The organism is Acidovorax sp. Leaf191 (genome assembly GCF_001424425.1).
In the GTDB taxonomy this organism is placed as follows: Bacteria; Pseudomonadota; Gammaproteobacteria; order Burkholderiales; family Burkholderiaceae_C; genus Acidovorax.
On the sequence record NZ_LMPT01000001.1, the window covers coordinates 692,137 to 714,953 of the forward strand.

Consider the following 22,817-nt stretch of genomic DNA (forward strand, 5'->3'; position numbering starts at 1 on the left):
GAATGGGCCGCAGCACATGCCGCGAGGCGAGGACCCCACGATGCCCACCACTACCAGCCGGCGCAAGCTACTGATCTCCACCGCCGCAGCCTGCCTGGGCGGCCCACTACAAGGCCTCGCCCACGCACAGGGGCAGCCGGCTTCGGCCGGCAGCGCACCGCAGGCCCGGCCCAGCCAGCCCGTGCGGCTGCTCGTGCCCTTTGCCGCAGGCGGCGCCACCGACATCACCGCGCGCGTGCTGGCGGGGCCGCTGTCGCAGTGGCTGGGCGTGCCGGTGGGGGTGGAAAACCGCCCCGGCGCGGGCGGCGCCACCTGCATGGCCGAGGTGGCCGCTGCCGCACCCGACGGCGCCACACTGGGCGTGGCCACGCTGTCCACGCATGGCGTGAACCCCGCGGTCTACAAACAGCTGCCGTACAACGCGCTCGACGGCTTCACCCCCGTCACCGAGATCGTCAAGGCCCCGGGCGTGCTGGTGGTGCACCCCGGCCTGCCGGTGCGCGACTTTGCGCAGTTCGTGCAGCACCTGAAGGCACGGCCCGGCCAGCTGGCTTATGCATCGCCGGGCAACGGCACCATCGGGCACATGTGGGGCGAGCTGCTCAAGAGCAGCGCCAATGTGCGCATGCCCCACCTGCCCCAGGCCGGCGCCACGGCCGCGCTGGCCGAGGTGCTGGCGGGCCGGGTGCCGGTGTACTTCGACCAGGTGGCGTCGTCGCTGCCGCACATCCAGGCAGGCCGCCTGCGGGCGCTGGCCGTGTCGTGGAACCAGCGCCTGGCCGTGTTGCCCCAGGTGCCCACCTACGCCGAACTGAGCTTGTTCTCCAACAACGACCCCTCATGGTTCGGCCTGGTGGCTCCGGCCGGCATGCCGGCCGCCGCGGCGCGCCGGCTGCGCGATGGCGTGGCCGCCGTGCTCAAAGACCCCGGCGTGCTGGCGCGCCTGGCCGAGCAGGGCCTGTTCGCATCCGGCAGCCTGCCCGACGAGTTTGCCGCGCAGATCCGCAAGGAGGTGGAGAAGATGCGCCGCGTGAGCCGGTTTGCGCGGATCACGCTGGATTGAAGAGGGGGGCTGCCGCGTCCACCGCCGCAGGCAGGCAACACATCGCCTGCGGTGTTTGCCTCGGGTGCCATGTCGGTGGATTGCGGCGCGCCGCGGTCTGTCTCTGCACAACCCCGATGCATCCGGCAAAGGCGCGTAGCCTCAAGGATCTGAATGCTTTGAGCCTCTACCGCTGGTTGGGCAAGCGCTAAGAGCTATATTTTTTATAGCAACGAGCAACGAGCAACGAGCAACGAGCAACGAGCAACGAGCAACGAGCAACGAGCAACGAGCAACGGGCAACGGGCAACGGGCCTAGCCGCAGTTGCGCAGCGTCTTGCCCGCCATGGCCGTGCGCAGCACCTCCAGCTGCGGGCGCAGCGCGTCGGTCACTGCGGGCAGGCGCAGGGTGAAGCCGGCGGTGTCCGGCCGCTCCTGGATCACGCGCGCGGTGCGCACGCCCTTGGTGGCCAGGTTGGCCAGCTCGCGCTCGGCGGCGTCCTTGGAGGCAAAGCGGCCGAGCGACAAACCCAGCTCCAGCGTGCCGCCCGCGCGGTCGTGGTCCACCTTGCGGGCGCGCAACTCGGCGCGCTTGCGGTCCAGCGTCTCCTGGTCTTCGAAGCGGCCCATGTAGACCATCCAGCGGCCCGGCACGGGCGTGGGGTCGATCACCCAGCTGCCCTGCGGCAGGTTGGCGGCGGCAGTGCGCAGCGCCTCGACCTGGCGTTCGTCGAACACGCCGGCCTGCAGGCATTCGGCGGATTCGGTGGGGGTGGGGGGAGGGGAAGACGAAGACGAAGAGGCGGCATCGCTGGACGCCGTGGCCGTGCCAGACGAAGAGCCGGGGGTGGCCGGGGCCGCCGAAGAGGAGGGTGAGGTACCGGAGGAGGACGACGGGGACGTCTTGCCCGGGTTCACGCGCAGAATCTGCAGCGTCTCGGGCCGGATCTGCTGGTCCATGCGCTGGGGCTCCGCCTGCTCCTCCGGAGCCAGCCCCCAGCTCTTGAGCAGCCCTTGCGACCACGCGTAGTACCCCGCGTTGGCCAACAGCAGCACGATCACGGCAAGTCGCAGCATGGTGTCCTTTCAGTCGCGGTGTCCGACCAGCGTAAGTCCAACGCACCTGCCGTAAAAACTGGCGCTACCCCCGCCAGCGCCACCGTGGAGCCGGCTTTGCCGGGCCAGGGGTGGCGTCCCCCTGTGGGGGATGACGCGAAGCGGCTCAGGGGGAATCTCATGCCACCGGCCGCACACTGATCTCGGAACTGGTGACCGCCTGCATGCCCGCGTCCGTGTGCACCAGCAGCGCGCCGTCGTCGCCCACGCCATGCGCAGTGCCCGCCGTACCGTCGCTCAGTGTCACCGCGCGGCCCTGCAGCACGTCGCGCGCCGCAAAGCGGGGCTGCATGGGGCCGAAGCCGTAGCCTTCGAACGAGCGCAGCAGGCTCACCAGCGGCGGCACGATGCGCAGCAGCGCGGCGGGTGCATCCAGGCCCGGCTCCACGTCCTGCAGGCTGCCGGGCGGCATGCTCATGCCGTCGCCGCTGCGCGGCAGCACGTTGATGCCGATGCCCACCACCACGTAGCGCTGGTAGCGCTGGGTGTGGGGCAGCCCGCCAGCGGCGGGCGCTGCGCCCTGCGGCGAGACGAAGCTGGCCGTCTCGACCAGGATGCCGCCCAGCTTGCGGTCGCCGCCCGCGCCGCCCAGCCACAAGTCGTTGGGCCACTTCAGGCCCACGCGGGCAGGGTGGGCCGCGCCGACGGACGGCAGCACGGGCTGCAGGCTCTCTGCCACGCTCACACCCACCGCCAGCGACAAACCCGACCAGTCGGCCGGCGCCAATGGCAAGCCCAAAGACATCATCAAAGACGACCCGATATCGCTCTGCCAGGCCCGCCCCATGCGGCCACGGCCGGCGGTCTGCTGCTCGGCCACGAGCAGCGTGGGGTCGCACTGGCCGGCGCGTGCGCGGCGCATCAGCTCGGTGTTGGTCGAATCGATGCTGGGCAGCACCTCGACGGTAAAACCGGGTAACAACGGTGACACCGCTTCCCACACGGCCTCTGCGGGCCAGCGGATGGGCGCGGTCACGCGCGGCGGCCCTGGGCGGTCTTCGCCTGGGGCTGGGCCGGCTTCACGGCCTTGGAGGGTTTTGCCGTCTGGGGGGTCTTTGCGGTCTTGGCCGCTTTGATGGGCTTGGCGGGCTTGGCGGCTTCTGCGGCCTGGCTGGCCTTCGCGTTCGCTTTCACCGCCTTGGCGGTTTTGGCTGCTTTCGCCGGGCTGCGCGGCACCGGCGGTGCCCAGCCGCGCTTGGGCGCCAGCAGTGTGCCGCGGCAGTTGGCGTTGCCGCACCAGCAGGGGTATTCGGCCTTGAGCTTGGGGGTGTAGCGCTCTTCGATGATCAGGCCGTAGTCGTAGTTGAGCTCTTCGCCTGCCTTGATATTGCGCAGCGCCGTGATGAAAATGCGGCCGTCCCGTTCGTCGGCGTAGCAGTTGGGGTTGCAGCTGTGGTTGATCCAGCGCGACGAATTGCCGCCGAACTTTGCGTCGATCACGCGGTCTTCATCCACATGGAAGTAAAACGTGTGGTTCGGTTGCAGCGGGTCGTGGGGGTGGCGGTCCTGCGCCTCCTGCCAGCTGATGACCTCGCCGGTGTACTCCACCAGCACCTCGCCCTCGGCGATGTCCTGCACGGCAAACACGCCGTTGCCGTGCACTGCCGAGTGCCGGGTCTGGATGCGGCGACCCGGGGCGATGGTGGGGGCAGCAGGCGATGCAAAGCGGGGCATGGCAAAAACTCTGTTAACTTGATAGTGCACACGTGTGTGCGTGCGCGTGCATGTATGCGTACGTACATGCGCGCGAAACCCGAATTGTAGAAGCGCCCGGGCCGGACCCGGTCGCTTGGCCCCCAGAACGCAGAACGAACGACGACAGGCAAGAGCCCCCCAAAAAATGACCAAGACCCTGGTAATTGCAGAGAAACCCTCCGTGGCACAGGACATCGTGCGCGCCCTCACGCCCGTGGCGGGCAAGTTCGACAAGCACGACGACCACTTCGAGAACGACCGCTACGTGGTCACCAGCGCCGTGGGCCACCTGGTCGAGATCCAGGCGCCCGAGGAGTTCGACGTCAAGCGCGGCAAGTGGAGCTTTGCCCACCTGCCCGTGATCCCGCCGTACTTCGACTTGAAGCCCGTGGACAAGACCAAGACGCGCCTGAACGCGGTGGTCAAGCAGGCCAAGCGCAAGGACGTCACGCAACTCATCAACGCCTGTGACGCGGGCCGCGAGGGCGAGCTGATCTTCCGCCTGATCGAGCAGTACGCCGGCGGCGCCAAGCCCCTGGGCAAGCCCGTCAAGCGGCTGTGGCTGCAGTCCATGACGCCGCAGGCCATCCGCGACGGCTTCGACGCCCTGCGCACCGAGCAGCAGATGGCGGGCCTGGCCAGCGCCGCGCGCAGCCGCAGCGAGGCCGACTGGCTGGTGGGCATCAACGGCACCCGCGCCATGACCGCGTTCAACTCGCGCGACGGCGGGTTCTTCCTGACCACCGTGGGCCGCGTGCAGACGCCCACGCTGTCGCTGGTGGTGGAGCGCGAAGAAAAGATCCGCAAGTTCGTGAGCCGCGACTACTGGGAAATCCACGCCACCTTCGGCGCCGAAGCGGGCGAGTACCCCGCCAAGTGGTTCGACCCCAAGTGGAAGAAGGGCGAGGATGTGGAAATGCGCGCGGACCGCGTCTGGTCCGCCGCCGAGGCACAGTCAATAGCCAACGCCGTGCGCGGCAAGCAGGCCACCGTCACCGAAGAGAGCAAGCCCACCACGCAAGCGTCGCCCCTGCTGTTCGATTTGACCAGCCTGCAGCGCGAGGCCAACGGCAAGTTCGGCTTCTCGGCCAAGACCACGCTGGCGCTGGCGCAAAGCCTGTACGAGCGCCACAAGGCCCTGACCTACCCGCGGACCGACTCGCGCGCGCTGCCCGAGGACTACCTGCCGGTGGCCAAGCAGACCTTCGAGATGCTGGCCGACAGCGGCATGCGGCACCTGGCGCCGCACGCGCTCACCGCGCTGAACAACAACTACGTGCGCCCGTCCAAGCGCATCTTCGACAACAGCAAGGTCAGCGACCACTTTGCCATCATCCCCACGCTGCAGGCACCGAGCGGCCTGTCCGAAGCCGAGCAGAAGCTGTACGACCTGGTCGTGCGCCGCTTCATGGCGGTGTTCTTCCCGAGCGCCGAATACACGGTGACCACCCGCATCAGCACCGTGGCGCCCCATAGCTTCAAGACCGAAGGCAAGGTGCTGGTCAAGCCGGGCTGGCTGGCCATCTACGGCAAGGAAGCGGCCGACGAGGTCGAAGGCGGCAAGGAGGGCGACAAGGGCCAGAATCTCGTGCCCGTCAAACCCGGCGAAAGCGTGAGCACCCTCGCCGCCGACCCCAAGGGCCTCAAGACCAAGCCCCCCGCACGCTACTCCGAAGCCACGCTGCTGGGCGCCATGGAAAGCGCCGGCAAGCAGATCGACGACGAGGAGCTGCGCTCTGCCATGCAGGAAAAGGGCCTGGGCACGCCAGCCACCCGCGCGGCCATCATCGAAGGCCTGCTGACCGAAAAGTACATGCTGCGCGAAGGCCGCGAGATCATCCCCACGGCCAAGGCCTTCCAGCTGATGACGCTGCTGCGCGGCCTGGAGGTCGAAGAACTCTGCCGCGCCGACCTGACCGGCGAATGGGAGTTCAAGCTCTCGCAGATGGAAAAGGGCCAGCTCAGCCGCGAATCCTTCATGGCCGAGATCGCCGCCATGACCGAGCGCATGGTCAAGAAGGCCAAGGAATACGACCGCGACACCATCCCCGGCGACTACGCCACGCTCGAATCGCCCTGCCCTAACTGCGGCGGCACGGTGAAGGAGAACTACCGCCGCTTTGCCTGCGTGGGCAAGCCGGGTGCGGAAGGCTGCGGCTTCAGCTTCGGCAAGTCGCCCGCGGGCCGCACCTTCGAGACGGCCGAGGCCAACGCGCTGCTGCGCGACAAGAAGATCGGTCCGCTGGAGGGCTTTCGCTCCAAAGCGGGCTGGCCCTTCACCTCCGAGATCGTCATCAAGTACGACGACGAGGCGCACAACTACAAGCTCGAGTTCGACTTCGGCGACGACAAGAAGGGCGAGGAGTCCGGAGAGCTGGTGGAGTTTGAAGACGCCTCGCTCGGCCCCTGCCCCATCTGCGGATCGGAAGTGCACGAGCACGGCAGCAACTACGTGTGCAGCAAGGCCGTGCCCACCGCCGCACAGCCCACGCCGAGCTGCACCTTCAAGAGCGGCAAGATCATCCTGCAGCAGCCCGTGGAGCGCGAGCAGATGACCAAGCTGCTGGACACCGGCAAGACCGACCTGCTCGACAAGTTCGTGAGCATGCGCACCCGCCGCGCCTTCAAGGCCCACCTGGCCTGGGACAAGGACGCGGGCAAGGTCAACTTCGAGTTCGCGCCGAGCAAGTTCCCGCCGCGCCCCGGCGCTGTCGCCAAGGCCGCCGCGGCCAAGGCCGCCAAGCCCGGCGCCGCCGCCAAGAAAACCGCCAAGCCCGCAGCCGCCAAGAAGGCCCCGGCCACCAAGACCGCCGCCGCCAAGGCACCGCGCAAGGCCGCCGCCGGCAAGGCCCCCAGCGCCGCCCTGGCCGCCGTGATCGGCACCGATCCCGTGGCCCGCCCCGAGGCGGTGAAGAAGCTGTGGGAATACATCAAGGCCCACAACCTGCAGGACCCCAAGGACAAGCGCACCATCGTCGCCGACGACAAGCTGCGCGCCGTGTTCGGCAAGGACAGCGCCGGCATGTTCGAGCTGGCGGGCATCCTGGGCAACCACCTCGGAGGCGAATGATGACCCCTCAAGCTGAACGCACAACGTCGCGGGCTGGCCGCGTCTGGCGCGCCGCCCTCACCACGCTCGGGGCCGTCGTGGTCGTCGGCGCGCTGGGTGGCTGCGGCAGCACCAGCACCGCAGGCTCCGCGCGCTCCAGCGACCCCGCGAGCCAGCAGCAGCAGCAGGGCGGCAGCGGCGTGACGGTGTTCGGCGATATCGATGTGAACGTGACGCGGGAGCGCACGCGCTGAAGTATTGAGGTGAAGGCCTGTGGTGGTGAGGCGGCGAGGCTTGAGGTGCCGAGGTGTGCATGTGGTTCAGCGTCGCTCGCGTCCATTCGGCGCCGCGGTGGCCACCGCATGCAGTCGGCCTGCCCACAGCGCATCGCGTCACCAGCCTGGACCGCACAGGTGATCGCCGCCCACCCGCACCCCTGGAAAGAGTGATGTGATGGGCGAGCCCGCACTGTCCCTGCAGATCGCCACCACGGTCCACCACCGCATCCACACCGTCACGGTGCGCATGGATTCGGTGGGCTGGGTGGTGTCGGGCACCAAGCACCTGGTCGCGCCCAGCGGCGGGCACCGCTACGCGAGCGGGCGGGTGTTCGTGCTGCCACGCGGCGCGCAGTGGGAGGTCGTCAACGACCCGGCGCCGCAAGGCCGCTATGTGGCGCGCCTGCTGTGTTTTGCGCCCGAGTTGGTGGCGCAGTTCCACCGGCAGTTCGGCCAGTTCGCGGCCGTGGCACCGGTGCAGGGCTGCGCCGGCATCGCTGCCGATGCGGCGTTCGAAGACAGCTACATGCGCGCGGTAGCCGCGCTGGAGAGCGACGGCAGTTCGCAGGCGCTGCGCGAACACCGCGCGCTGGAGGTGCTGCTGCTCCTGGCCGAGTTGGGCATCGTCTTCGCTCCTCCCGGCGAGCTGGGCTGGGCCGAGCGCGTGCGGCGCCTGGTGGGCCCGAGCCCCCAGGCCGACTGGACGCTCGATCGCATCGCCGCGGCCTTCGCCATCAGCCCCAGCACCCTGCAGCGCCGCCTGGCGCAAGAGGGCGACACCGTGAGCCAGTGCCTGCGCGACGTGCGGCTGGAGACGGCGCTGGTGCTGCTGCAAAGCTCCACGCTGCAGGTCTCCGAGATCGCCGGCCGCTGCGGGTACGAATCGCACAGCCGCTTCAGCGCCGCGTTCCGCGAACGCTTCGGCTTCCCGCCATCGCAGTTGCGGCCTTGATGCGTCGGCTGTTCCGATCTGCGGGCAAACGACAAAACGACAAACCGTTCACGCTGAGCTCGTCGAAGCGCTGCGCAGGGCTTCGACAGGCTCAGCCCGAACGGGTTGTGCAAGTGATGCCGTTGTGAATGCACTAAAAAAGAAGCCCGGTCCGTTCACGCTGAGCTCGTCGAAGCACTGCACAAGGCTTCGACGGGCTCAGCCCGATCGGGGTGTGGAGGTGATGCCGCTGGGAAGCCGCCAAAATGAAGACAAGTCCGTTCACGCTGAGCCTGTCGAAGCGCCGCGCAAGGCTTCGACAGGCTCAGCCCGAACGCCCTGGGGTGTGGCCGAGCGCGACCCCCCTGACGCGCAGCGCACAGCGATTGACGCCGCCGGGCCAGCGCCAAAGCACGGCGCGAAGCACCATCAAGGCCTTGTTCCACACCGCTATTGCAGGAGCCTTCTTGATGCCACAACGTCCATTGCTTCACCGCCGCCTTCTGACCACCATCGCCACACTGGGCCTCGCACTGACAGCCGGCACGCTGGCCGTCACAGCCGCCCACGCCCAGGCCTTCAGCCTCAGCAGCCCCGACTTTGCCGCGGGCGGCACGCTGCCCCAGCGCTTCGAGTTCAAGGGCTTTGGCTGCGCAGGCGACAACCAGTCGCCCGCGCTGCGCTGGAGCGGCGCGCCCGCCGGCACGCAAAGCTTTGCGGTCACCATGTACGACCCCGACGCACCCACGGGCTCGGGCTGGTGGCACTGGTCGGTGGTGAACATCCCCTCCAGCGTGACCGAACTGCGCGCCGATGCGGGCGCGGCGGGCGGCGCGCAACTGCCGGCAGGTGCCAGCCACGTGCGCATCGACTACGGCGTGGCCGCGTGGGGCGGCACCTGCCCGCCCGAGGGCGATGCGCCGCACCGCTACATCTTCACGGTGCATGCGCTCAAGGTACCGCGGCTCGACCTGCCCGCCAACGCAACGGCGGCGCTGGCCGGCTACATGGTCAACGCCCACAGCCTGGGCAAGGCCACCCTCACCGCCCGCTACGGGCGCCCCGCGGCCCAGTAGGCGCGCTGCGTACCCGGGCGCCCGGGCCATGGCAGTGACCGCAGTGACCGCAGTGACCGTGTCGGGTGGAGCGGGGCGAGGTGGGCACTTGCGTTGTCTTGCCGTAAGCTCGCGGCGTCCGGCCCGTGCCAGCGCGGGTCGTCCCTGCCCACACCCCTGAAGGTCCCACCCATGCGCAGTACCCGCGAACGAGCCCTCTGGTCCATCGCCCTCGCGCTGCTCTTGGCCGCTGCCGCCGCCGCATGGTGGACGGCCGACCAGTGGCTGCCGCAAGCGGGCCCGTGGGCCGACCAGGCGTGGAAGAAAATCACCCGCCCCGGCCCGGACACGCTGCCACCGGGCCAGCAGGCCGGCCAAGCCCGCGCAGCGCGCGGCGGAGCCTCGGACCCGCTGCCCGCGCAGCCCCGCAAGTGCGTGCAGGACGGCCGCGTCACCTACACCGACCAGCCCTGCCCCAAGGGCAGCCGCGAGCAACCCGTGGACGGCGCCGTGACCTCGCTGCCGAAGTGATGCAACTAACGCCTGCCGGCGCCATCAAGATCGGAGCGCATGGCATCCCCGGTAGTAAGGCTGTCCCGCATGTGCCAGGCCCCCGGGCCCTGTCACCAGACTGCCTTGGTGCGTCGATAGAGTCGGCCTCTTTTCCAAAATGGAACGATCCCCCATGAAAGCCTTTTCCCTGGCAGCCGTCTGCCTCTGTGCCCTCATCGTCACCGGCTGCGGCGGCAGCGACGACGCTCCGGCCCAACCCCAGGTCATCGCGCACCGCGGCGCCAGCGGCTACCTGCCCGAGCACACGCTGGGCGGCTACGAACTGGCCATCCGCATGGGCGCCGACTTCATCGAGCCCGACCTGCAGATCACCAAGGATGGCGCACTCGTGGCCATCCACGACGACACCCTGAACCGCACCACCAACGTGGCCACGCTCTTTGCGCAGCGCAACGGCGGCTACAAGGTGGCCGACTTCACCCTCGCAGAAATCAAGACGCTGACCGTGGTGCCCACCGGCACAGGCAAGGTCAGCTACCCCGGCTTTGTGCCCAGCGCCACCAGTCCCTTCACCGTGCCCACCTTTCAAGAGGTGGTGGACTTTGCCAAGAAGCAAAGCAGCGCCGTGGGCCGCGAAGTGGGCATCTACCCCGAGGCCAAGCAGGCCGACCCGGTCATGGAAGACGGCATCCTCAAGACGCTGAACGCCAACGGCTACAACGGCACCAGCAAGGTCTTCATCCAGTCGTTCAGCGACGCCACGCTGCGCAGCCTGCGCACCAAGCAGATCGCGCAGAACAACAAGATGCCGCTCATCCTGCTGGGCGTGGCCACCACAGCGGCCGACGGCAGCGTGCGCATGGGCGTGACGGGTGCCACCGGCGTGCAGCCGCTCACGCTGAAAGACGTGGCCAGCTTCAACGAAGGCGTGGGTGTGCTCATCAACAACACCACCTACCCCGTCACCAAGGCCTTCATCGACCAGGCCCACGCCGCAGGCCTGAAGGTGCACGGCTGGACCTTTGCGCAGGCCGACGCCACCCTGGCTGCTGCAGAGTTCCGCAAGTACCTGGACATGGGCATGGACGGCATGTTCGCCAACTACCCCGACCTGGCCGTGACCACGCGCAACGCCTACGTGCAGGGCAAGTAACGGCGCGCTGAGGGGCGCGGCCCGCCGTGTGGCACACGGCGGTGACAGCCCGGGCAGCGCATTTGGGCTAGGCTTGGAGCCTGCGCCGGCCCGTCACTCCCGTGGCGCCGGCCCAGCACCACCACCAGCCACCCCACGCAAGTCCCCACGTACATAGCCACGTACATAGCCACGTGCATAAGCACGCACTCGCCATGCCCCAGCAGCCCGCCTCCACGCACTCCACCGCCAGCCCCACCCGATCCCTCCCCTTCGCGGGCGCCAGCAACTTCCGCGACCTGGGCGGTTACATCGGCCGCGACGGGCGCGCGGTCAAGTGGCGCCACCTCTTCCGGTCAGACCACCTGGCCGCGCTCACCCCGCAAGACCAGGCCCTGCTGGCCCAGCTGGGCGTCACCCGTGCCATCGACTTTCGTGGCAAGGCCGAAAGCGCCGCCTACGCCTACGCCCTGCCCGGCGTGGCCTACCACCCCCTGGTGATCGAGCCCACGGTGGTGCAGCGCGCGCTGGAGCTGCAGCGCACAGGCCGCCAGCTCACCGCACAAGACGCCGCGGTGCTGATGCAGGACACCTACCGCGGCTTCGTGCACGACAACGCGCCGCGCTTTGCCGAGCTGTTCCAACTGCTGCTGGCAGGCAGCGAGCCCACGCCCGTCGTTTTTCATTGCACCGCAGGCAAAGACCGCACCGGCTTCGCCGCCGCCCTGATCCTGCTGTCCCTGGGCGTGCCACGCGATGTCGTCATGCAGGACTACCTGCTCACCAACACCCTGTACCGCCGGCCTGAGGGCATGGGCAGCCACGCACCCGAAGAAGTGCTGTCGGTGCTGTGGCGAGTGCAGGAAGAGTTTCTGGATGCGGCGCTCCACATGGTGGACAACGACTTTGGCGGCGTGCAGGCGTATCTGGTGGATGTGCTGGGTGTGGATGCGGCGGCGCAGGAGGCGTTGGTGGGGCGGTATTTGCAGAAGTAGCGGGGGTGGCAGGTTCGGAGCGCAATTGGTTGCACCTCTCACGTTTGCGCTCTGTTTTTTGCTTCTAGACTCCTCCGGCTCAAGCAGTGCGGCCTTCCGACCCAGATGCTGGGGCGTGAACAACCTCTCATCTGAAAGTCATGTATGCCGTACGTTTATGAGGACCCGGAGTCGCTCGCCGGCGGGAAACTGGTAGGAACCCATCAGTGCGTCGCGCTGGTCAAGCACTACGCCCGTGCGCCAGCCACCTCGTTGTGGCGAGAAGGAGCTACTGTCAAAGGCAATTTGCTGCTCACCAAGGGCACGGTCATTGCGACCTTCGTCAACGGCAAGTATCCCAACAAGCCCACCGGCAACCACGCAGCGTTCTATGTCTCTCAGGATGCCTCAGGCATCACCGTGGTGGACCAGTGGACCGGCAGCGGCAAAATCCGCAAGCGCGTCCTGCCTTTCCTGGGCAAGGACAAGACCGGTAAGTTCGTCGATCCCAGCGGCAATGGCGATGCCTTTTCAGTGGTGGATTAATCGTTATGCCATGCAAAGAATCTCTGGCATTCGCGCTCATAACCCTCGGCGCTCTTTCCGCCTGCGCACAGGCCACCGAAACGGCACTGGCGCCCTCTGCCAGCGTGTGTCCACGCTCGCTGCAGGTCCAGCAAACGCCTTCGGACAAGGTGCCACCTGATTGGCAGGTGCGCGGCAGCAACAAGAGTTTTCCCCTTTCCAATGTTGGGTTTTATCAAGGTCCCCCTGAGCTGCTCATGCAGAAGGTACCGTACCGCACCTACCGTAGAGGCAAGACGCTGCACTCTCAGTGGATCTTCCCACCCTCTACTCAACAGTATTGGGTGGCATGTGAATACTCCAGCACCGATGCCGTAGCCACAATGCCGCTGGACAAAAGTGTTACTGGCTGCACGGCAGAACACGACCTCAATACGTCACCGCCTACCGTTAAAAGCTGGGCCTGTCAAAGCACAGCGCGCCCATGAAGCGCGACGTGAATGATGAATCGCCGCAAGCGGGTGAGCCATGCTGCAGCTAAACCGAGCGCGGTCGCTATACCCCGATGCGCTGGCTGAACAGCCGACCGCCTCTCCACTTTGCCGTCGCCTTTCTTTGTCGTGGAGTAGTCGCTATGGCAATTCGCTGGCGCTCAATATTTTTTCTCGCGCTATTTGCAGCCACGGGTAGCGTCATCGCCCAAACAGGCCACGCCTTGCCCAGCGTCGCGCACGTGGGCACATGCCCGGCGTCCATAGAGGTACAGCAAACGCCCATCGGCGAACTGCCGCCAGGCTGGCAGGCGGTTGGCAGCACGCGCAAGCATTACCTCAACAACGTTTCGTTCTACTACGGGTCGCCCGATCCAAGGGCGATACTGGCGCCCGACAGCGAGCAGCGCAGGGGCAAGACGTTGACGTCGACTTGGCCGCTCACGCCCCAAGACCTCCCTTACTGGGTCGGCTGTGAGTACGGGCGAACAGCCGCGATAGTCGCCAAACCGCTCGACAAGAGCCTGACATCGTGCTCCGTGCAACACGATCTGACCACTTCACCCATCACCCTCAAGCGGTGGTCGTGCAGCAGTGGCGGCTTGTGATAAATCGGGCGAAAGAGGTAGCCGCGGGGCAGTGGGATGTTTGGGGATCGTGAAGAGCCGCTGGCAAGCGCAGTAGGTTCACGACTTCGTCAAGTTTTTGCTCATAAAGTTATAGCTGCTGGCGCTTTTTCAGTAAGCGGCAGAGGCCAATTCGGCTCAATTTTTACCTCACGCTCCCCTTCGACACCGAGCGCAGCCGTCACCATGATCATCCACCGTCACATCGTCTTCCTGCTCATCGCTCCAGGCTCAATGGCTCTCGCCATGGCGCAATCAGCACCTGGTCCCAACGCAACGCCAACGGGCAGCCCGTGTCCGCAATCGCTGCAAGTCCAGCAAACGCCGTCGGACAAGGTGCCCCCTGATTGGCAAGTCCGCGGCAGCAATGGCAGCTACCCCCTGTACAACGTGGGTTTTTATGAAGGCCCGCCGGAGCTGCTCGTGCAAAAGGTGCCGAACCGCACGCAGAGTCGAGGCAAGACGCTGCACTTGCAGTGGGTGTTCCCGCCCTCCACGCAGCAGTATTGGGTGGCCTGTGAATACTCAGGCACCTCTGCGGTGGCTACGAGGCCGCTGGACAAAAGCGTTACCGGCTGCACGGCAGAACATGACCTCAATACATCACCGCCCACCGTCAAACGGTGGAGCTGCCAGAGCCAAGTGCGCCACTGACAATTGCTATTGAATTGGTAGCTTCTAGCGCTTATTCAACAAGCGGTGGAGGCCACTTTGATGCCAATTTCCGATGGGCATCGCCACCAAGGCCCACCAACCGCCCGCACAGCAGCTCGCCCCCACCCTCTGACATTTGATAGTTGCCGCATTCGCCGCGCCACCCTACATTGGATTTACAAATGGACACATAAGTAGATCAACAGGCAAAGGGGGAAGGCAAGTGCAGGCATGGCGACACTGATACCGGCGATAGGCTCGTCCGCGTTTGATTCCACTGGTGAGCGGCGCCTGGCCGAGCGGCTGGAGCAGAAGCTCGATGACGACTATCTGCTGTGGCACAACGTGCCCATAGGCCCCCGGCAAACCTACCCGGACTTTGTCGTGCTGCATCCGCGCCGTGGCTTGCTGGTGCTGGAGACCAAAGACTGGCACCTGGAAACCATTCGGAACACCACGCGCCAGTACTGGGAAATTCTGGACAGCAACGGCCAGACCAAGCCCGTCAAGAACCCGCTCGAACAGGCACGCCACTGTGCCATTCAGGTCGTGAACGCCCTGGAGCGCGACGCACCGCTCGTGCAACCCAGCGGGCCGCACCAAGGCAAGCTGGCGTTCCCCTGGGGGCACGGCGTGGTGTTCACCCGCATCACACGCAAGCAGTTCGATGCAGCGGGCCTGGGCGAAACCATTGCCTCCCACTACGTCATCTGCAAAGACGAGATGGAGGAATCTGCCGACCCCGAAGCGTTTCAGGAGCGGCTGTGGAACATGTTCGCCCACCGCTTCGGCGGCGCGCTGAGCCTGCCGCAGCTCGACCGGGTGCGCTGGATCATGTTCCCGCAGGTGCGCGTGCAAACCCAGGGCGCCCTGTTCGACGACAACGACGCCGAAGCCCAGCTGCCCGACATCATGCGCGTGATGGACATCCAGCAAGAGCAGCTGGCCCGCAGCCTGGGCGACGGCCACCGCGTCATCCACGGCGTGGCCGGCTCGGGCAAGACGATGATTCTGGGCTACCGCGCCGAATACTTGGCCAAGGCCAGCACCCCGGCCAGCAAGCCCATCCTCGTCCTCTGCTTCAACGAGCCCTTGGGCGTGAAGCTGGCCAGCATGATGGAGGCCAAAGGCCTCAGCGACCGCGTGCACGTGCGGCACTTTCACAGCTGGTGCCACCGGCAGCTCACCACCTACGGGCAGGCTCTGCCGCCCCAGGGCGGCGGCTTTTATGAAGGCCTGGTGGACCACGTCATCCGCGCCGTGGAGCGCAGCCAGATCCCCGGCGGCCAATACCAGGCCGTGATGATCGACGAGGGCCACGACTTCGCACCCGAATGGCTCAAGCTCATCACGCAGATGGTGGACCCCGCCACGAACAGCCTGCTGGTGCTGTACGACGACGCGCAGAGCATTTACGAGCGCGCACGCAGCAAGCAGTTCAGCTTCAAAAGCGTGGGCATCCAGGCGCAGGGGCGCACCACCATCCTGAAGATCAACTACCGCAACACGCGGCAGATATTGCACACCGCCAGCCTCGTCGCCGCAGACCTGCTGACCGCGGACGACCAAGACGACGACGGCATCCCGCTGCTCAAGCCCGTGAGCTGCGGGCGCGAGGGCCAGGCCCCCGTGATCATCAAACTGCCCACCCTGCGTGATGAAGCCTTTGCCATTGCGGACCACCTGGCCAGCGCCCACAAAGAGGGCTTTGCGTGGGGTGATATGGCGGTGCTGTGTGCGGATTGGAAAACCATGGATTTGTGCGCGATTGCTTTAGCTCAGCGCAAGTTGCCGCATCGGGTGCGAAAGAAGAGTGGAGAGTACAAGCCTGGTGCGGATGCGATTCAGGTGATGACCATGAAGGTGAGCAAGGGGCTGGAGTTTCCGCTGGTGGCGCTACCTGGGGTGGGGCACATGCCTGTAGCGGGGGAGGACGAGAAGGACGCGGCTCGGGTGTTTTATGTAGCGGCGACAAGGGCGACACATCGGCTAGTTATTACGGCAAGCGGAGATAGTGGTTTTGAAAGTCGATTATTTAATCAACGGTAGTTAAAAAATCCATCATGAAGCTCGAAGAAATTTCTATACTAAATTTTTGTTCCTGCGAGAATGTCACCATTCCGCTAGGTTCATTCACTCCAATCATTGGTTACAACAATGCAGGAAAGTCAACAATTCTTCGCGCGATTTCTTGGCTACTCAGAAAAAGTGTTCTTTCGCCGGCAAAGTTCACGAATTTAGCGAATGCAGTCGTAGTTTCGGGCGTCATCGACAACCCACAAGTCGGAGCACTTCCACCAAATCAGCAAGCTCAAGTATCAAAATATCTGCACAACAACAAGCTCACCATTCGCCGTATCCAGGAAGCCCCAAATGTCCGCGCTGCAGAGATAAAGCTCGAGGTACTAGACCCAGCAAGCGGTGACTGGCTTCCAAACCCGACAGGCATAGACAACGCCTTAGCTGCGCTTTTCCCTGAGCCAATTTTTATTGAAGCAATGGACAACGCCTCAGAAGACGTAAATCAATTTGCGGCGAAGAACACAATTGGACTTTTGCTCAAAAATACAATGGAGCAGATACGCACAAACAATGTTGCAGCGCTAGCTACATTGACTTCTGCACTCTCAAATGCCGCCGCCCATCTGAATGGTCCGAATCGGATCGCCGAATTCGCACTTTTTGAATCCGCTGCCACAACTGCACTAGCCAAATTTTTTCCAGGCCTAAGCATCCATCTTTCAATGCAATCTCCAACGTTGGAAGATGTTGTAAAGACCGCCTCTATTGCGCTGTCGGACACAAACAATCCTGCTCCCATCGGATTTTCTTCATATGGACATGGAACTCAACGAACTGTCCAAATGGCACTCATCAATCTGCTTGCAAGCCAGCTAAGACCTGCAACTCCAGGCCAAACAACTACGCTGTTGTTGATAGATGAACCTGAGCTATACCTACACCCACACGCCATTGAGCTGTTACGCGACTCCTTGATAGCAATTTCTCAAAATGATTTCCAGATTGTCTTTACCACTCATAGCCCATTGGTTATCGGGGAAAAAATACTTGACACTTTGGTAGCATATAAAAACCCGAATGGACGAACCGAAGTCCGAAAAAAACTAAGTACTGCAGCAAATAATCTTCAGAACATGGCTCATCACACGGCCGTAGTTTTTTCATTGCAAAATTCCAGTTATTTCTTATTTTCGGAGAGTATTGTCATTGTCGAGGGGAAGACCGAAAAAATGGTCATCCCTGAGATGTACCGAGCAGTAAGGGGGGCGCAATTGGCTAGAAATAAAACATGCGTGATTGAGGTTTCCGGGAGTGGCTCTATCGAGCCGACACGGAGTGTTTTATCTGAAGTGGGTTTTAACAGCAAAGCAATCGTTGACTTGGATTATGTTTTTAAGCAAGCTCCCAAATTCCTTCCAACATTGACTACGAATTTGGATTTCATTGCATGTAAAAACTGGTTCAACGCAAATGCCGCGTTGCTCAATTTCTCTTTAGGAACTGATGGATATCCCTGCAAAGGCGGTAGTCTTTTACCAGAAGCTGCCTTCATGGCCATGGCAAATGCAATGCCTCAAGAAGTACAGAATCTTGCAGCACAGTTGAATGCGAGCGGCTACTGGGTATGGTCATTGGGGGCCATTGAATCTCATCTGGGCATCGGAAAGAATGACACCGACAGGTTGGCTTTCCTCACGCTTACAAAAGCGAGCGGAAACTTGAATCACGCCGCCGATCCAAATGGACTGAACAACTGCATGAGTTGGATCTGATCGCATTTAAGTTGAAAGACCAAGTGGCGTTCGCAGTATTCTCGCGGCCCCAACAGAACCTGTCATGCCAGCCTTTTAACGCTGGCCGTAAATATCAAGGGCTTCTCCCACGCCCCAACTTCGCCAACAAACTCTGCCATGCGCTTCTGTCGGGTTTCCGGCTGCTTGGCGCTGTGCAGCCGGTGGTAGATGGTGAATAGGCTCTGGCGTTTTAGGGTGACGTAGAAAGCGTGGGCGGCGGGGTGTTGTAGCAACGCTGCCAAGAAGTCTTTGGGCATCACCGTGGTGGCGCTGCCGGCGTAGGCGGCGGCCCAGCGCCCATCGCTGCGCGCGGCCTCCACCTGCTTCCATGCGCCCTTGCTCTAGCAGCCGCTCGGCATGCTGCACGTTTTTCTGTGCCCAGTTGGAACGCGCGCGGTGTGGCGTTAGGCGTTGCAGAAACGAGGTGTCGTCCAAAGCTTTGCGCAGCCCGTCGATCCACCCTAGCAAATAGCGGCCACCACGCAATCGTCCCAGGTGACGCTGGGCTGGCCGGTGGCCTTTTTGAAGATGCGCACCACAGCTCAGTTTCGCTGCCGTGGTTCACCCCGCAGCCACGCGTGGAGCTGCTCAGGTGTTTCAAAGGTGTGGTGCGCTGCTGTGCTCATGAATCAATAGCTGCTAGCGCTTATCGAACAAGCGCCAGAGCTGAATTTACCCATCAAACATTCGCCGAATCCGCCTCCGCCTCAGGCCACAACTGCGGAAACATAAAGCGCAAGGCATGTTGCGGTAACCCAAACCGCACCTTGCCCTGCGGCGAGTCGGACCTGAGCAATCCCCGCTTGACCAGCGCACCCAACGCATCGGTGGCGCCACGGTCGCTCATGCCCAGCATGGCCTTGAAGTCGCCACGCTGCATGTCTTCACCACTCAAAAACAGGTAGTGCAGGCCGCGCAGAGCCTCCTGGCGCACGCCGTTTTTCAGCACGGTGGCTTCAAACACCAGGCAGGCTTCGATGCGGTTCTTGATGGCCTCGAAGTCCAGCAGGCTGGCCATGAAGCGCACTTGGTCCAGGCAGGTGTCCAGCACATAGTCCGCCCACGCGATCAGGGCCTGCTCGCTCAGGTTGCCGCGCCCGTCCAGGTCGCCGCGGCGCAGGCTGTCGGCGTCGGCCAGCAGCGCGTAGTAGCGCTCGGTGCTGCGCGCAAAGCCGCGCAGGGGCGACCACAGGCCGCCGGTGTAACCCATGGCGGTGAGCCAGGTGTGGGTGTGCAGGCGCATCACGCGCCCGTTGCCATCCACAAAGGGGTGCACCCAGCCCAGCCGCTGGTGCGCGCAGGCCAGTGCCACCAAAGCAGCCTCGCCCCGGCGCACGCCCCCATAAAAAGCGGCCCAGCGCTGCAAAAACAGCGGCACGGTGGCGTGCGCCGGTGCCACATGCCGGCCCACACGCACATCGCGCTGGCGCAGTGCGCCGGGAACGATGGACTCTTGCTGGGAGGTGAACAGGTCCGCGGCCGGCAAGCGGGCAAACAAGGCGTGGTGGATGTCTTGCAGCGCTTCTGGTGCATACAGCTTGGCTGCACCTTCGGGCCCGGCATAGCTTTGCTCCAGCGTCTGCTCGGCCTCGATGTGGGCAATGGCCAGGCGTTGTTTGGCGGCCAGCGCGGCGTCTTTGGAGAAGTCTTGCCGCAGTGCTTGATCGATCTCGTGCGGGCGGGTGTGCTGGCCCTCGATGCGATTGGTGTAGTACGAATTCATGTTGCGCAGCAGGCTGCGCAGCTCCGGCGGCACGCGGGTGCCGGCCAAGGTGGTGGCCAGACGGGACAGGTCATGCGCTTTGGCCAGCAGGGGCTCCATGCGGGCGTCGGCTGGCAGGAGCGGTTCGAACTGGTGAACTTCGGTGTACATCACCCTATTTTGCCAAGATACATACGTATGTAAATATATGAATTGAAATGATATTTTGATAAATACGCTAACTTTTTTGCTAACTATCTTTCATCCTTTGCGTGAGAGGCGGCGTCACGGTTGCCAGCCACGTCACCTGTGGCATTGGCGTTCGGGGTGGCCAACGGCTGTTAGCTGGGTACGCACACCTTCTATTCGCCGCAGTGCCCACTCCTGAGGCGGCTGACCGACAGCATTCACCGCCTGAAGGAGAGGGCGCATGGTTGACACAAGGTGCCGTTGGGGCCCCTGTAAAGCGCCCTGGCAGGCGCCCCCACTCAAATCTTGATGAACTGCGTACTCGACAACGCCCCAAACGGCAGCTCCGACAGCCGCCCGCCCACCGCGAGCGTGCCCAGGTCTACCGGGAAGTAGCCAATCGCGTCCAGCACCTGGCGCACCGCGGCCTTGGCGGCGGCGTCGTCGCCGGCGTAGAACATGGCGCGCTGGCCGCCGGAGACCTGGGGCTGCGCCAGCACGTTCACGTCCAGGTGGTTGAACGCCTTGACCACGCGGGCACCGGGCACGAATTCGCTGAAGACTTCGCTGGACGAGCGCCCGCCCAGGTCGATGGCCTTGATGCCGTAGGCTGCCAGTGGGTTGGTGGGGTCCTGCGCGTCGGGCGACTCGGGGTCCAGAAACTCCACGGGGTTGGTGCCGTCGATGACGATGCGGCGGTTCCAGGCGGGCAGGGGGCCCAGCGCCTGGCCCAGGTCTTCCCAGCGCACGGCGATGAGCACGATGTCTGCGGCGGCAGCTTCTGCCACGGTGCCGGCCTGGATGGTGGGGCCCAGTTCGGCCACCAGAGCGGCCAGGGATTGCGGACCGCGCCGGTTGGAGAGGGTGGCCGACAGGCCCTTGCGGGCCAATGCGCGGGCCACGTTGGAGCCGAGACCGCCAGAGCCGATGATGCCGATGTTCATGATGTTTCCTTGGGTGAGTGAGTGAAGTGGGTTGAAAAAACGTGATGGAAAGTGAGTGGAGCCAAGGCGACGCTGGGCAGGCCTGCGCGATGCCCCGGCCCTGTTCAGCCCCGCCCTAGGCCAGCCGCCCGGCCTGGCGCAGTGGCCCTGCAATGCGCCGGATTTCTGTGGCGCCCTGTGCCAGTGCGGCCGGGCTGGTGTGCACCGAGTAGCGGCCCATGACCAGGTCGTGCGGGTGCGGCACGGCAGACCCCAGCACGAACCGGGTGGCTTCGGTGGCGACAAAGTCGATGCTTTGGCTGCTGGGCTCGAACGCCACCAGTTCGCCTGCGTCAAGGCCTTCGCCTGCAGTGAGGGCCCCGGTAGCCACCGCTGCCCACGCCACCGTGTGGCCCTGGGGCGGGGTGTAGGTCCAGCGTTCGCCCTGGGCCAGTTGCACCGACAGGTAGGTCATGCCGCCCGGCGCCGCGACCGGGCTGCGCGCCGGGCCGTAGGTGCCCATCAGCACCCGCACCGGGCCGACCTGGGGCACCAGCTCGGGGGCCAGGTACTGGCTGTGGGCGGGGGCGTTCTCCAGCGCGGCGGGCAGGGCCACCCACAGCTGAAAGCCGCGGCCCGGCGTGTCGCCCACGGGGGCGCCGGTGTGCCACACGCCGTTGCCAGCACGCATCCATTCCACGCCGCCGGCGGGCAACAGGCCGGCTTGGCCGGTGCTGTCTTCGTAGCGCACATCGCCTTCCGACAAGAACGTGACCGTGGCGATGCCCGAATGGGGGTGCATGCCAAAGCCCTGCTGCGCCGCGCCGGGTTGGAAGTGCACCAGGTCCAGAAAGATGAAGGGCTTGAGCACCTGGCCCAGGTTCCCAGGGCTCATGAGGCGGGTGATGGGGCCGTGCGTGGTGCCGCGGGTGCGGTGGGCGATGGCGCGTGGGGCTGAAGCTGGTGCAGACATCCTGAAAACCCTGAAGGTGTTGAAGTGATGCCTGTAGCTTAAAAATTCATCGATTGATTGACTAGATGGTGCAATATGATTGCACTCGTCCATTAATCGAATGATTTGTGAGTGAGGGCGCGCAGCCATGCTGGATCTGAACGACGTTGCGGTCTTTGTGCAGGTGGTGCGCTGCGGCAGCTTTGCCGAGGCCTCGCGCCGCCTGGGCGTGCCGCCCAACACCCTGAGCCGCCGGGTGCAGCAGCTCGAAGCGCACCTGGGCACCCGGCTGATGCAGCGCTCGACCCGCCATCTCACGCTCACCAGCGCGGGCCAGGTGTTTCTGGAGCGCTGCAGCGGCGCGGTGGAGGGCCTGATGGATGCGGGCGAGGAGCTGCTGGCGGTGAACCAGGAGCCCAGCGGCCTGGTGCGGGTGGCGGCGCCAGCGGACTTCTTCGATTTCTTTGCGATGGAGTGGCTGACCGAGTTTCTGGTGGCGCACCCCAAGGTGCGGGTGGACTTTGTGCTGAGCGATGGGCGCGCAGACCTGATCGCAGACCGGATCGACGTGGCGTTTCGGGGCGGCATCCTGGAGGACTCGGGCCTGTTTGCCCGCAAGGTGCTGGACGCGGGCACCGACGGCCTGGTGGCCAGCCCCGCCTACGTGGCGCGCCAGGGCGTGCCGGCCACGCTGCAAGACCTGGCAGCCCATGACTGCCTGGTGTTCGGCCACCCCAGCGGCAAGGCCACCTGGCGCGTGACGGGGCCGGACGGCGCACCGGCCGAGGTGCAGGTGTCAGGCCGCTTCAGCGGCAACACGGCGCAGGCCCTGCGCAAGGCCGCGCTGGCGGGCTTGGGGATTGCGCTGCTGCCCTCCACGCTGACGCAACGCGACCTGCGCGCGGGCCTGCTGGTGCCCGTGCTGCCCGGTTATCACCAGGTGGGCCACGGCGTGCACATGGTCTACCCCAGCAGGCGCTACCTGCCGTTGGCCGTGTCGGCGTTCATGGATCTGGTCATCGACAAGATGGGCGCGGTGCAGGAGCTGCCGCCGCAGGCCTGCGGCTGATGCGGCAGGCATCCTGCGGCAGGCATCCACCTGAGCCGTTCACGCTGAGCCAGTCGAAGCGCCGCGCCAGGCATCGACAGTCCCAA

The 22,817-nt window shown here is 64.8% G+C and carries 22 protein-coding genes; 15 read left to right on the forward strand and 7 right to left on the reverse strand.

The window, feature by feature from the left end:
* The first annotated feature begins 40 nt into the window (after nucleotides 1-40).
* Nucleotides 41-1,063 carry a tripartite tricarboxylate transporter substrate-binding protein gene (locus ASG27_RS02995; RefSeq protein ID WP_056411642.1) on the forward strand — a complete coding sequence of 341 codons (1,023 nt, stop codon included), beginning with the start codon at nucleotides 41-43 and terminating at the stop codon, nucleotides 1,061-1,063.
* A 294-nt stretch (nucleotides 1,064-1,357) separates the two neighbouring features.
* Here ASG27_RS02995 and ASG27_RS03000 read toward each other — a convergent pair whose 3' ends face one another.
* From ASG27_RS03000 to ASG27_RS03010, 3 genes are all read right to left on the reverse strand, one after another.
* Complete coding sequence (locus ASG27_RS03000; RefSeq protein WP_056411212.1) at nucleotides 1,358-2,119, reverse strand: SPOR domain-containing protein; 762 nt, start codon at nucleotides 2,117-2,119, stop codon at nucleotides 1,358-1,360.
* Nucleotides 2,120-2,276: 157 nt separating this feature from the next.
* A complete protein-coding gene (locus tag ASG27_RS03005) occupies nucleotides 2,277-3,134 on the reverse strand; it encodes a biotin--[acetyl-CoA-carboxylase] ligase (protein ID WP_056411214.1) in 858 nt (285 codons plus the stop codon).
* Nucleotides 3,131-3,832 carry an SET domain-containing protein gene (locus tag ASG27_RS03010; protein ID WP_056411216.1) on the reverse strand — a complete coding sequence of 234 codons (702 nt, stop codon included), beginning with the start codon at nucleotides 3,830-3,832 and terminating at the stop codon, nucleotides 3,131-3,133. The genes ASG27_RS03005 and ASG27_RS03010 overlap by 4 nt, the downstream gene beginning before the upstream one ends.
* A 166-nt stretch (nucleotides 3,833-3,998) precedes the next feature.
* Here ASG27_RS03010 and ASG27_RS03015 point away from each other — a divergent pair, with 166 nt between their 5' ends.
* The 13 genes from ASG27_RS03015 (at nucleotide 3,999) to ASG27_RS25720 (ending at nucleotide 17,875) form a co-directional block, all read left to right on the forward strand.
* On the forward strand, nucleotides 3,999-6,923 hold the full coding sequence (locus tag ASG27_RS03015; protein WP_056411218.1) for a DNA topoisomerase III: 2,925 nt from the start codon (nucleotides 3,999-4,001) through the stop codon (nucleotides 6,921-6,923).
* Nucleotides 6,923-7,156: a hypothetical protein gene (locus ASG27_RS03020; RefSeq protein WP_156370422.1), complete on the forward strand. Its 234-nt coding sequence runs from the start codon at nucleotides 6,923-6,925 to the stop codon at nucleotides 7,154-7,156. The genes ASG27_RS03015 and ASG27_RS03020 overlap by 1 nt, the downstream gene beginning before the upstream one ends.
* A gap of 199 nt (nucleotides 7,157-7,355) precedes the next feature.
* Complete coding sequence (locus tag ASG27_RS03025; protein WP_235503878.1) at nucleotides 7,356-8,132, forward strand: helix-turn-helix transcriptional regulator; 777 nt, start codon at nucleotides 7,356-7,358, stop codon at nucleotides 8,130-8,132.
* A 449-nt stretch (nucleotides 8,133-8,581) separates the two neighbouring features.
* Nucleotides 8,582-9,187, forward strand: coding sequence for a YbhB/YbcL family Raf kinase inhibitor-like protein (locus tag ASG27_RS03030; protein ID WP_235503879.1), 606 nt, complete (start codon nucleotides 8,582-8,584; stop codon nucleotides 9,185-9,187).
* Nucleotides 9,188-9,358: 171 nt separating this feature from the next.
* Nucleotides 9,359-9,697, forward strand: a complete 339-nt coding sequence (locus tag ASG27_RS03035) for a DUF4124 domain-containing protein (RefSeq protein ID WP_056411222.1) — start codon at nucleotides 9,359-9,361, stop codon at nucleotides 9,695-9,697.
* Between the two features lie 154 nt (nucleotides 9,698-9,851).
* Complete coding sequence (locus ASG27_RS03040) at nucleotides 9,852-10,832, forward strand: glycerophosphodiester phosphodiesterase family protein (protein WP_056411224.1); 981 nt, start codon at nucleotides 9,852-9,854, stop codon at nucleotides 10,830-10,832.
* A gap of 194 nt (nucleotides 10,833-11,026) precedes the next feature.
* Complete coding sequence (locus ASG27_RS03045) at nucleotides 11,027-11,806, forward strand: tyrosine-protein phosphatase (protein WP_056411226.1); 780 nt, start codon at nucleotides 11,027-11,029, stop codon at nucleotides 11,804-11,806.
* 144 nt (nucleotides 11,807-11,950) lie between these two features.
* On the forward strand, nucleotides 11,951-12,331 hold the full coding sequence (locus ASG27_RS03050) for a BPSL0067 family protein (RefSeq protein ID WP_056411227.1): 381 nt from the start codon (nucleotides 11,951-11,953) through the stop codon (nucleotides 12,329-12,331).
* 5 nt (nucleotides 12,332-12,336) lie between these two features.
* Nucleotides 12,337-12,798: an STY0301 family protein gene (locus ASG27_RS27955; RefSeq protein WP_442854067.1), complete on the forward strand. Its 462-nt coding sequence runs from the start codon at nucleotides 12,337-12,339 to the stop codon at nucleotides 12,796-12,798.
* Nucleotides 12,799-12,944: 146 nt separating this feature from the next.
* Nucleotides 12,945-13,409, forward strand: coding sequence for an STY0301 family protein (locus ASG27_RS03055; RefSeq protein ID WP_056411229.1), 465 nt, complete (start codon nucleotides 12,945-12,947; stop codon nucleotides 13,407-13,409).
* Between the two features lie 204 nt (nucleotides 13,410-13,613).
* Nucleotides 13,614-14,081 carry an STY0301 family protein gene (locus tag ASG27_RS25715; protein ID WP_235503880.1) on the forward strand — a complete coding sequence of 156 codons (468 nt, stop codon included), beginning with the start codon at nucleotides 13,614-13,616 and terminating at the stop codon, nucleotides 14,079-14,081.
* A gap of 231 nt (nucleotides 14,082-14,312) precedes the next feature.
* Nucleotides 14,313-16,130: a DEAD/DEAH box helicase gene (locus tag ASG27_RS03060; protein ID WP_056411231.1), complete on the forward strand. Its 1,818-nt coding sequence runs from the start codon at nucleotides 14,313-14,315 to the stop codon at nucleotides 16,128-16,130.
* Between the two features lie 14 nt (nucleotides 16,131-16,144).
* Nucleotides 16,145-17,875 (forward strand): ATP-dependent nuclease, encoded by a 1,731-nt coding sequence (locus ASG27_RS25720; RefSeq protein WP_082493060.1) that lies wholly within the window; start codon nucleotides 16,145-16,147, stop codon nucleotides 17,873-17,875.
* 62 nt (nucleotides 17,876-17,937) lie between these two features.
* Here the strand turns inward: ASG27_RS25720 and ASG27_RS27220 are convergent, their stop codons facing one another.
* The 4 genes from ASG27_RS27220 to ASG27_RS03080 form a co-directional block, all read right to left on the reverse strand.
* A complete protein-coding gene (locus ASG27_RS27220) occupies nucleotides 17,938-18,216 on the reverse strand; it encodes a YdeI/OmpD-associated family protein (protein ID WP_200912367.1) in 279 nt (92 codons plus the stop codon).
* Nucleotides 18,217-18,575: 359 nt separating this feature from the next.
* Complete coding sequence (locus ASG27_RS03070; protein WP_056411233.1) at nucleotides 18,576-19,769, reverse strand: Fic family protein; 1,194 nt, start codon at nucleotides 19,767-19,769, stop codon at nucleotides 18,576-18,578.
* Nucleotides 19,770-20,086: 317 nt separating this feature from the next.
* The gene (locus ASG27_RS03075) at nucleotides 20,087-20,731 is read right to left on the reverse strand and encodes an NADPH-dependent F420 reductase (RefSeq protein WP_056411234.1); all 645 of its coding nucleotides are present in this window, start codon (nucleotides 20,729-20,731) and stop codon (nucleotides 20,087-20,089) included.
* Nucleotides 20,732-20,846: 115 nt separating this feature from the next.
* The gene (locus ASG27_RS03080) at nucleotides 20,847-21,683 is read right to left on the reverse strand and encodes a pirin family protein (RefSeq protein WP_056411236.1); all 837 of its coding nucleotides are present in this window, start codon (nucleotides 21,681-21,683) and stop codon (nucleotides 20,847-20,849) included.
* Nucleotides 21,684-21,810: 127 nt separating this feature from the next.
* Between ASG27_RS03080 and ASG27_RS03085 the strand changes: the two genes are divergently transcribed.
* On the forward strand, nucleotides 21,811-22,731 hold the full coding sequence (locus tag ASG27_RS03085) for a LysR family transcriptional regulator (protein ID WP_056411238.1): 921 nt from the start codon (nucleotides 21,811-21,813) through the stop codon (nucleotides 22,729-22,731).
* The last annotated feature ends 86 nt before the right edge of the window (nucleotides 22,732-22,817 follow it).

What these genes read in the sequence shown, in the direction of transcription:
- ASG27_RS02995 (WP_056411642.1), top strand. Translation starts at nt 41, where the DNA reads ATGCCCACCACTACCAGCCGGCGCAAGCTACTGATCTCCACCGCCGCA.
- ASG27_RS03000 (WP_056411212.1), bottom strand. Translation starts at nt 2,119, where the DNA reads ATGCTGCGACTTGCCGTGATCGTGCTGCTGTTGGCCAACGCGGGGTAC.
- ASG27_RS03010 (WP_056411216.1), bottom strand. Translation starts at nt 3,832, where the DNA reads ATGCCCCGCTTTGCATCGCCTGCTGCCCCCACCATCGCCCCGGGTCGC.
- ASG27_RS03015 (WP_056411218.1), top strand. Translation starts at nt 3,999, where the DNA reads ATGACCAAGACCCTGGTAATTGCAGAGAAACCCTCCGTGGCACAGGAC.
- ASG27_RS03020 (WP_156370422.1), top strand. Translation starts at nt 6,923, where the DNA reads ATGACCCCTCAAGCTGAACGCACAACGTCGCGGGCTGGCCGCGTCTGG.
- ASG27_RS03025 (WP_235503878.1), top strand. Translation starts at nt 7,356, where the DNA reads ATGGGCGAGCCCGCACTGTCCCTGCAGATCGCCACCACGGTCCACCAC.
- ASG27_RS03030 (WP_235503879.1), top strand. Translation starts at nt 8,582, where the DNA reads ATGCCACAACGTCCATTGCTTCACCGCCGCCTTCTGACCACCATCGCC.
- ASG27_RS03035 (WP_056411222.1), top strand. Translation starts at nt 9,359, where the DNA reads ATGCGCAGTACCCGCGAACGAGCCCTCTGGTCCATCGCCCTCGCGCTG.
- ASG27_RS03040 (WP_056411224.1), top strand. Translation starts at nt 9,852, where the DNA reads ATGAAAGCCTTTTCCCTGGCAGCCGTCTGCCTCTGTGCCCTCATCGTC.
- ASG27_RS03045 (WP_056411226.1), top strand. Translation starts at nt 11,027, where the DNA reads ATGCCCCAGCAGCCCGCCTCCACGCACTCCACCGCCAGCCCCACCCGA.
- ASG27_RS03050 (WP_056411227.1), top strand. Translation starts at nt 11,951, where the DNA reads ATGCCGTACGTTTATGAGGACCCGGAGTCGCTCGCCGGCGGGAAACTG.
- ASG27_RS27955 (WP_442854067.1), top strand. Translation starts at nt 12,337, where the DNA reads ATGCCATGCAAAGAATCTCTGGCATTCGCGCTCATAACCCTCGGCGCT.
- ASG27_RS03055 (WP_056411229.1), top strand. Translation starts at nt 12,945, where the DNA reads ATGGCAATTCGCTGGCGCTCAATATTTTTTCTCGCGCTATTTGCAGCC.
- ASG27_RS25715 (WP_235503880.1), top strand. Translation starts at nt 13,614, where the DNA reads ATGATCATCCACCGTCACATCGTCTTCCTGCTCATCGCTCCAGGCTCA.
- ASG27_RS03060 (WP_056411231.1), top strand. Translation starts at nt 14,313, where the DNA reads ATGGCGACACTGATACCGGCGATAGGCTCGTCCGCGTTTGATTCCACT.
- ASG27_RS25720 (WP_082493060.1), top strand. Translation starts at nt 16,145, where the DNA reads ATGAAGCTCGAAGAAATTTCTATACTAAATTTTTGTTCCTGCGAGAAT.
- ASG27_RS03070 (WP_056411233.1), bottom strand. Translation starts at nt 19,769, where the DNA reads ATGTACACCGAAGTTCACCAGTTCGAACCGCTCCTGCCAGCCGACGCC.
- ASG27_RS03075 (WP_056411234.1), bottom strand. Translation starts at nt 20,731, where the DNA reads ATGAACATCGGCATCATCGGCTCTGGCGGTCTCGGCTCCAACGTGGCC.
- ASG27_RS03080 (WP_056411236.1), bottom strand. Translation starts at nt 21,683, where the DNA reads ATGTCTGCACCAGCTTCAGCCCCACGCGCCATCGCCCACCGCACCCGC.
- ASG27_RS03085 (WP_056411238.1), top strand. Translation starts at nt 21,811, where the DNA reads ATGCTGGATCTGAACGACGTTGCGGTCTTTGTGCAGGTGGTGCGCTGC.